Below are 583 nucleotides of genomic sequence, written 5' to 3' on the forward strand. Positions count from 1 at the left end.
GGTAGGATAGAAGTATTAGGTAAGGAGAGGAGGAAGAATTCGGGTTTGGCGAGGGGAGGGGTATTGCAATTAAGCCCTGAACTAATTAAGCCAGACGGAAAAGAGGGTATTGAGGTATTACGCGAGTGGTACAAACAATCCAAGGAATGGCTGAACAAAGAGTTTGGAGATAATTTGGTTAATGCTGTGCTGCATAGGGACGAGGAAACGCCACACATACATTTTGTTGTTGTGCCTGTGGTGGAAAGGGATGGTAGGCACTCTTTGAGTGCAAGGGATATGTTTGGTAAGGCCCAACTAGCAAGAATGCAGAGGAGTTATTATGCATCTATGGAGGGTCGTATAGCCAACATCGAACCGCCCAAGCACGGCAGCAAGCACAAGCACACGGAGGTAAAGCATTTTTATGAGGTTCTGGATCAGGTAAAGGCTGATCTGCATGTTGCAGCAGATAACATGCTGGAGCAGCTTAAAAACGAATGCATGGATACGCTCAAGGGTAAATACCTCCCGCTAGTTGATAGGGCTGTTGAGAAGGTCGAGAGTGAACTAGAGGGACGTTTGACCGATGAGGTCAAAGCCA

General features: G+C 47.0%; 1 protein-coding gene. It reads left to right on the forward strand.

The genetic code is table 11. The annotated features are described in order from the left end of the window. Positions 1-583 (forward strand): plasmid recombination protein (locus R7093_RS26745; protein WP_318147215.1); only part of this gene is annotated, 583 nt, incomplete at both ends.

Source organism: Vibrio sp. 1580, assembly GCF_033340055.1.